At 71.9% G+C, this 7,853-nt stretch carries 5 protein-coding genes; 3 read left to right on the top strand and 2 right to left on the bottom strand.

Features of this window, described 5'->3' with window-relative positions; translation table 11 throughout:
• The coding region (locus ACWEMJ_RS32945) for an acyltransferase family protein (protein WP_452140818.1) at positions 1 to 1,338 on the bottom strand (1,338 nt) is incomplete at its 3' end.
• Positions 1,339 to 1,531: 193 nt separating this feature from the next.
• Here ACWEMJ_RS32945 and ACWEMJ_RS32940 point away from each other — a divergent pair.
• The 3 genes from ACWEMJ_RS32940 (at position 1,532) to pcrA (ending at position 7,239) form a co-directional block, all read left to right on the top strand.
• The gene (locus ACWEMJ_RS32940; protein WP_452140817.1) at positions 1,532 to 3,055 is read left to right on the top strand and encodes a glycosyltransferase family 39 protein; all 1,524 of its coding nucleotides are present in this window, start codon (positions 1,532 to 1,534) and stop codon (positions 3,053 to 3,055) included.
• Between the two features lie 219 nt (positions 3,056 to 3,274).
• Positions 3,275 to 4,543, top strand: coding sequence for a glycosyltransferase family 39 protein (locus tag ACWEMJ_RS32935; RefSeq protein WP_452140816.1), 1,269 nt, complete (start codon positions 3,275 to 3,277; stop codon positions 4,541 to 4,543).
• Positions 4,544 to 4,611: 68 nt separating this feature from the next.
• Positions 4,612 to 7,239 (top strand): DNA helicase PcrA, encoded by a 2,628-nt coding sequence (pcrA, locus tag ACWEMJ_RS32930; protein ID WP_452140815.1) that lies wholly within the window; start codon positions 4,612 to 4,614, stop codon positions 7,237 to 7,239.
• A gap of 7 nt (positions 7,240 to 7,246) precedes the next feature.
• Here the strand turns inward: pcrA and ACWEMJ_RS32925 are convergent.
• Positions 7,247 to 7,853 (bottom strand): M23 family metallopeptidase (locus tag ACWEMJ_RS32925; protein WP_452140814.1); only part of this gene is annotated, 607 nt, incomplete at its 5' end.

Genomic DNA, 7,853 nt, shown 5'->3' with positions numbered 1-7,853 from the left:
GGATGCGCTCGGTGACGGTGGTCTTGCCGGCGTCCACGTGCGCTCGGATGCCTTGGCGACCTTCTTGCCGAGCTTCTGCCCGGGCATCTCTATCAGCTTGTAGGTCAGCTGGCTGGCGATCAGGACCGCCGCGAGGAAGGTGATCGGCAGCAGCCAGCGGCCCCAGCCGGTGGTGGGGTAGGTGACCAGGTTGTCCTTGAACCACCAGGTCGCCCACAGCACGGGGATGTGCACCACGTACACCGAGTAGCTGACCGCGCCGAGCCAGGTCAGCACCCGCGGCCAGCGGCGGTGGCGCAGCAGCATCCCGAGTCCGAAGACCGCCCAGGCCGCCGCGTAGGGCAGCGAGAAGCCCTCCCAGCTCTTCGTCCAGGTGCGGTTCAGGGCGGCCTGGCCGTGGTTGTACATGTAGCCGGACAGGAAGCCCGCGGCGAGCACGAACGCGCAGCAGACGGCGGCCAGGGCGCGGTCGATCTGCCCCTTCTCGGCGCGGAAGATCGCGGTGCCGGCGAACATGGTGGCCAGGATCAGCATGCTCTCGAAGAACATCGACCGGGCGTTCAGGAAGAGCAGCGCCGCACCGAGCACGCCGAGGACCAGCGCGCCGATCCGGATCAGCTCCGGCCGGCCCAGCAGGATCAGCAGCAGGCCGGTCGCCATGATCACCGCAACGGCGATGATCAGGTGGTGGGTGGTGGTCGGGACGGCCGTGACCGCCTTCGGGGTCAGCAACTGCGGCTTCCACCAGGCGCCGAGCAGCAGCGCGGCGCCGGCGAAGAACAGCGAGATCGGAGCGCTCTGCCGGTGCCAGTTCTTCACGAACAGCGCGCTGACCAGGAAGTAGAAGACCATCTCGTAGCAGAGCGTCCACATCGCGCCGAGCGCGCTGGCGATGTTGGTCATCTCGTGCAGCAGCGTCAGGTTCGCCAGGTACGACCAGTACGGGCTGTCGGTGACCACGCCCGGCACCGCCGAGTACTTCGTCGGCAGCAGGGCCAACGAGAGCACCACGGTGACGATCACCAGCGGGTAGATCCGGAACACCCGGCCCACCCAGAAGCCCCGGACGTCGCCGCGCCGTTCCAGGGAGGCCGGTACGATGTACCCGCTGACCAGGAAGAACAGCATGACCGCGAAGATGCCGAGGTCGAACTTCTCCTCGAAGGCCGGGCCCCAGGAGTACCAGGAGAGCAGGCCGAAGTGGTGCACGGCGACCAGGAGCGCGGCGATGCCGCGCAGGCCGTCGAGCCAGCCGAGGCGGACGGGCGGTCTGCCGACGCCGGCAGTGGTGGTGGCGCCCCCGGCGACCGGGGCTGGCTGCTGTTCAATCGCGGTCACAGCCGATGAGGCTAGCTCACACCCGGCCCGGCGCGCACCGTTCGGGCGCGTCTCATCCGGCCCCGGCCAGGGGCCGCGATCCGCACCGGTCCCGGGCGGGCGGGGGCTCGGCTCGGCCGGGCGCAAGCCGCTCCGGTGTTCCCGCTAGGCTCGCTGCGATCGGCGACAGGCAAAACCAGGAGAGGCACCCCATATGAGCGTCAGCGCGACCAGTAGCTCCGCACCATCCGGTGCGGACGCTGCCGCATCGTCGGGCCACGGGGGCGGGCGCGGGCCGAGGGCGATCGCGGCGCGGACGCGCGGCATCCTCTGGCTGTGGCCGGCCCTGCTCGCCTTCGGCCTCGGCACGTACGGCGCCGGGCGCCCGCTGCTGTGGGCCGACGAGCTGGCGACCTGGAACGCGGTGGACCGCTCGCCGCGGGAGATCTTCCACCTGCTGGACAACGTGGACGCGGTGATAGGCGTCTACTACCTGCTGATCCACTTCTGGACGGAGGCCTTCGGCCACTCGCTGACGGTGATCCGGATGCCGTCCGCGCTGGCCATGGCCGGCGCGGCCGCCTTCGTCACCCTCACCGGCCGCAAGCTCTTCAACCCCACCACCGGCCTGGTCGCGGGCCTGGTGTTCGCGCTGATCCCCTCGGTGTCCCGGTACGGGCAGGAGGTGCGCGGCTACGCGTTCGTGGTCCTGTTCGCGGCAGCGGCGACCTTCCTGCTGCTGCGCGCCCTGGAGAAGCCGGGAGTCCTGCGGTGGGCGCTGTACGTGCTGGCCGTGGTCGGGGCGGGCGCGTTCCACATGATCGCGCTGGTCTTCCTGGTGCCGCACGCCCTGGTGGCGGCCTGGCGCTGGTGGGGCGACCGTTCGCGCGGCGTGCTGATCGGCTTCCCGGTGGCGGCCGTCGCCGGGGTGCTGCCGCTGGTGCCGCTGATCCTGCTCGGGCAGCGGCAGGTCGGCCGGCAGCTGAACTGGCTGAGCAAGCCGAGCCTGCAGTACGTCGCGGACGGTTTCTGGCGCGGCCTGTTCGGCTCGGCCTGGATCAGCCTCTGCGTGCTGGCGCTGGCGGTGCTGCCGCTCGCCTGGTCGCGCGGGCGCCGTCCGGCGGTGGAGATCGGCATGGTCGCCGTGCTGCCGATCCCGCTGCTGTGGATCGTCTCGCACGGCAGCACCTCGTACTTCCTCGACCGCTACGTGCTGTTCACGCTGCCCGCCTGGGCGGTGCTGGCCGGCGCCGGCCTGGCGGCGCTGCGGCCCCGGGCGCTCACCGTGGTCGGCCTGGTCGCGCTGATGGTGCTCGGTGTGCACGACCAGCGCGCGCTGCGGCAGCGCTACTCGCACGCCGGCTGGGACGGCGCCGCCGCGGCGAAGGTCGTCGCCGACGGCTACCGGCCCGGCGACGGGGTGGCGCCGCTGCGCAACGGCAACGCCATCTTCAGCGGGGTGGTCTCCGCGCTGGACTTCTACCTCCCGGAGCAGGACCGGTTGAAGGACGTCTTCGTCGAGGAGAGCGCGGTCGAGCGGGGCGACCTGTACCCGAAGATGTGCCCCGACCTGGCGGCCTGCATCGGCGACACCAAGCGGGTCTGGGTGGTGACGATCGGCTGGCACGACCCCTTCCAGGGCTTCTCGCCCGAGGAGAAGGACGTGCTGGTGAAGACCTTCCCGAAGCAGACCGTCACTCAGGTGCCGAACGCCGTGGTCACCCTGATGGAGCGCTGACAGCCGCACTCCCGTCGCGCCGGCCCGACCCCCACCGGGCCGGCGCGAAGCCCGGTTTCCAGCCGGGGGACCGCTCGACCGCGGCTACACTGTTGTCCGGCACCAGTCTCTTGACGGGCCACGGCCTCCTGTGCAATGAGACCGGCGACGGTGGGGTCGCAATGATCTTCGATCCGGTGCATGGCATCGCAGTGCGACGCCCGTGGGGAGAGCAGAACAGTGACCGTCAGGCTGGGAACCGGTGACCCGGTTCCGCGCGAGGACGCCAGCACACCGGCCGGACGGCCGCACGGAGCCCCGGCAGGGCTGAACGGTCTGCTCACACGACTGCGCGCTGCCGTACGATACGCCGCCCCGGCCCTGCTCGGCTACCTGCTGGTACGCGCACTGGGCGTCGCCGTCCTGATGCTGTGGGAGGGCCAGCACGGCACCAGCGCGCTGTACCGCGTCGCCACCATGTGGGACGCCTACTGGTACCAGGACATCGCGGTGCACGGCTACGCCGGCTCCGAACCGCTGCCCGGCCCGAACGGGCACTACGAGGCCTACGCGTTCTTCCCGCTCTACCCGATGCTGCTGCGGGCGGTGTGGTGGATCCTTCCGCTGCCGGTGCACTACGCCGCGCTGCTGGTGGCCTGGGCCGGATCGCTGGTCGCCGCGTGGGGGATCTTCGCCGTCGGGGCCCGGCTGCACGGCCGCCGGGTGGGTGTCATCGCCGCGGTGCTGTGGGGCGTCCTGCCGTACGCGGTGGTCGAGAGCATGGCCTACTCCGAACTGGTCTTCACCGCGTTCGCCGCCTGGACGATGTACGCCGCGGTGACCCGCCGCTGGGTGTGGGCCGGGGTCCTGTGCTCGCTCGCGGGCCTGACCAGGCCGACCGGCGTCGCGGTGGTGGCCGCGGTCGGAGTGGCGGGCCTGTGGGCCGCGTTCACCCAGTGGCGGCAGGCCCGGCAGGCCGGCGAGGTGCGGGAGCGGCGCGCGCTGTGGCTGCGCCCGCTGATCGGCTGCGCGCTGGCGCCGCTCGGCTTCCTGTCCTTCGTCGCCTGGGTGGGCGTGGAGAAGGGCCGCTGGGACGGCTACTTCCGGGTGCAGGACGCCTGGGAGTCGCACTTCGACTTCGGCCGGTCCACGGCGCACGTGATCCGGAAGATGATCACCGTGCCGGGGGCGATCTGGCTCACTGACGTCGTGGTGACCCTCACGCTGGTCGGCTGCGTGCTGCTGTTCGTGGTCTCCGTGCTCCAGCGCCAGCCGCTGGCGCTGGTCGTGTTCAGCGCGATGATGCTGCTGCTCGCCATCGGCGACGCCGCGTACTTCAACTCCCGCGCACGCTTCCTGCTCCCGGCCTTCGCGCTGATCCTGCCGGCGGCGACGGCGCTGGTACGGGTGAGAACCAGGGGCGTGGTGCCGAGCATGCTTGCCGCGGCGGCGGTCTGCTCCGCCCTGTACGGCGGATACGTGGTCTTCGTCTACAACAACTCCCCGTGATCGGCCGCCCGGGCGACCGCTGCGGGACGGCCGGGGATGTCGGCGGGGGGCCATAGACTCGAAGGGCCATGACTAGCCTCTTCGATGACCTCCCGCTCCCCGGCTTCGAGCGTCCTGCCGTCGGGTCGAGCCGCCGCCCCGAAGCGGAGCAGCAGCCGCTCCCGACGCCGTGGTCCGACGAGGAGGCGCCGCCCGCCGACGAGCCCTACGACGTGCCCTACGACGAGCCGCCGTACGACCCCGGCCACGGCATGGAGGAGGACATCCCGGACGGGCTGTTCGCCACCGACCACGCCGCCGAGAGCGAGCGCGACGCCTGGCACCGCAACGGCGCGGCCCGCACCGTGGTCGACCCCGCGCAGCTGCTGGAGGGCATGAACGACCCGCAGCGCGAGGCGGTGCTGCACCACGGCTCGCCGCTGCTGATCGTGGCCGGCGCGGGCTCCGGCAAGACCCGGGTGCTGACCCACCGGATCGCCCACCTGCTGGCCGCCCGCGGCGTGCAGCCCGGCGAGATCCTGGCGATCACCTTCACCAACAAGGCCGCCGGCGAGATGCGCGAACGCGTCGAGGCGCTGGTCGGCCCGCGCGCCAAGGCGATGTGGGTGTCGACGTTCCACAGCGCGTGCGTCCGCATCCTGCGCCGCGAGGCGAAGCTGCTGAACATGAGCTCCAGCTTCTCCATCTACGACTCGGCGGACTCGCAGCGCCTGATGGCCCTGGTCTGCCGGGACCTGGACCTCGACCCGAAGCAGTTCCCGCCGAAGTCGTTCACCGCGAAGGTCAGCAACCTCAAGAACGAGCTGATCGACGAGGAGACGTACGCCGACCAGGCCGCGAACCCGATGGAGAAGAAGCTCGCCGAGGCGTACTTCCTCTACCAGCGGCGGCTGCGCGAGGCCAACGCGCTGGACTTCGACGACATCATCATGACCACCGTCCACCTGCTGCAGGCGTTCCCGGACGTCGCCGAGCACTACCGGCGCAGGTTCCGGCACATCCTGGTCGACGAGTACCAGGACACCAACCACGCCCAGTACACGCTGGTGCGGGAGCTGTCCGGCGGCTCGGCCGCGCACGCCCCCCGCAAGACCGTCGACGGCGACTTCGTCGACCCGGCCGAGGCCCGCCTCGCGCAGATCGCGCCCGCCGAGCTGTGCGTGGTCGGTGACGCCGACCAGTCGATCTACGCCTTCCGCGGCGCGACGATCCGCAACATCCTCCAGTTCGAGGAGGACTACCCGAACGCGACGACGATCCTGCTGGAGCAGAACTACCGCTCCACGCAGACCATCCTGACCGCCGCGAACTCGGTGATCGAACGCAACACCAACCGCCGCAAGAAGAACCTGTGGACGGCCGGCGACCAGGGCGAGCAGGTGGTCGGCTACGTCGCCGACGACGAGCACGGCGAGGCCCAGTTCATCGCCGACGAGATCGACCGGCTCACCGACGCCGGCCGCGCCCGCCCCGGCGACGTGGCGATCTTCTACCGCACCAACGCGCAGTCCCGCGTCTTCGAAGAGGTGTTCATCCGGGTCGGCCTGCCGTACAAGGTGGTCGGCGGCGTGCGCTTCTACGAGCGCAAGGAGGTCAAGGACGTCCTCGCCTACCTGCGGGTGCTGTCCAACCCGGAGGACACCGTGCCGCTGCGCCGGATCCTCAACGTCCCCAAGCGCGGCATCGGCGAACGCGCCGAGGCGATGATCGACGCGCTCGCCACCCGCGAGCGGATCTCCTTCGCGCAGGCGCTGAAGCGGGTCGACGAGGCGTACGGGATCGCGGCGCGCTCCGCCAACGCGGTCAAGAAGTTCAACGAGCTGCTGGCGGGGCTGCGCCAGGTCGTCGAGTCCGGGGCCGGGCCGGCCGCGGTGCTGGAGGCCGTGCTGGAGGAGACCGGCTACCTGGCCGAACTCCAGTCGTCCACCGACCCGCAGGACGAGACCCGGGTGGAGAACCTCCAGGAGCTCGCCTCCGTGGCGCTGGAGTACGAGAAGGACCCGGGGGAGCGGCCGGAGGGCGACGAGGGCCCGCCGGTCGGCTCGCTCGCGGACTTCCTGGAGCGGGTCGCGCTGGTCGCCGACTCCGACCAGATCCCCGACGACGACGAGGGCGCGGGCGTCATCACGATGATGACCCTGCACACCGCCAAGGGCCTGGAGTTCCCGGTGGTCTTCCTCACCGGCATGGAGGACGGGATCTTCCCGCACATGCGGGCGCTGAACCAGGTCAAGGAGCTGGAGGAGGAGCGGCGGCTCGCCTACGTCGGCCTCACCCGGGCCCGGCAGCGGCTCTACCTGACCAGGTCGGTGCTGCGCAGCGCCTGGGGGCAGCCCTCCTACAACCCGGCGTCGCGGTTCCTGGAGGAGATCCCGGAGAACCTGATCGAGTGGAAGCGCACCGGGGCGGCCGCCGTGCCCGCCTCCCGCTTCTCCTCCTCGGGCCCGGCCCGCTCCGGTGGCGGACTGTCGGCCGGCGCCTCGCCGAAGGCCGGCTGGGGCAAGTCGGCGCGGACGGTGGTGGACCGGGAGGTGGTGGCGCTCACCGTCGGCGACCGGGTCAGCCACGACAGCTTCGGCCTGGGCACCGTGGTCGCCACCCAGGGCGTCGGCGACAAGGCCCGCGCCACCGTCGACTTCGGCACCGCCGGGCGCAAGGAACTGCTGCTGCGCTACGCGCCCGTCGAGAAGCTCTGAGCGCGGGTCACCGAGGGTCCAGGCCGCGTTCCAGCAGCCACGGCACCGGGTCGACCGGAATCCCGTCCGCGGGCCGCACCTCGAAGTGGAGGTGCGGCCCGGTGCTGTTTCCGGTGCTGCCGGACCAGCCGATCACCTCGCCGGCCCGGACCGGGCCGTGGGTGAGCCGGAACGCGCGCAGGTGCCCGTACAGGGTCCGGGTGCCGTCCGGGGCGGTGACCGTCGCCACCCGCCCGTACGCCGGGTGCCAGGCGGTGCTGACCGTCCCCTCGGTGACCGCCAGCACCGGGGTGCCGGACTGCACCGGGAAGTCGACGCCGGTGTGCCGCGCCGCCCAGTGCGCGCCGGGCTCGCCGAACACCGCGCTCAGGCCCGGCTGCGCCACCGGAAGCGAGAAGCGCCGGGCCGACTCGGCCTGGCGCTCGGCGCGTTCGCGTTCCTCGGCCCGGCGGGCGGCGAGTTCCGCGACCCCGCTGAAGGTCTGCCGCCCGGCCCGGTCGGCGTGCTCGGGGGCGGGGCGGGCGGCCGCCGGCCGGGCGGGGGCGGCGGGGCGCGGGGCCCCATCGGCAGAGCGGCGGGGTGGGGGAGAGTGGTGTTGTTGCGGGGGTGATGGA

The organism is Kitasatospora sp. NPDC004531, from assembly GCF_053602195.1.
Note: the sequence above shows the minus strand (reverse complement) of the source record. Positions and strands in the feature narration are given on the sequence as shown.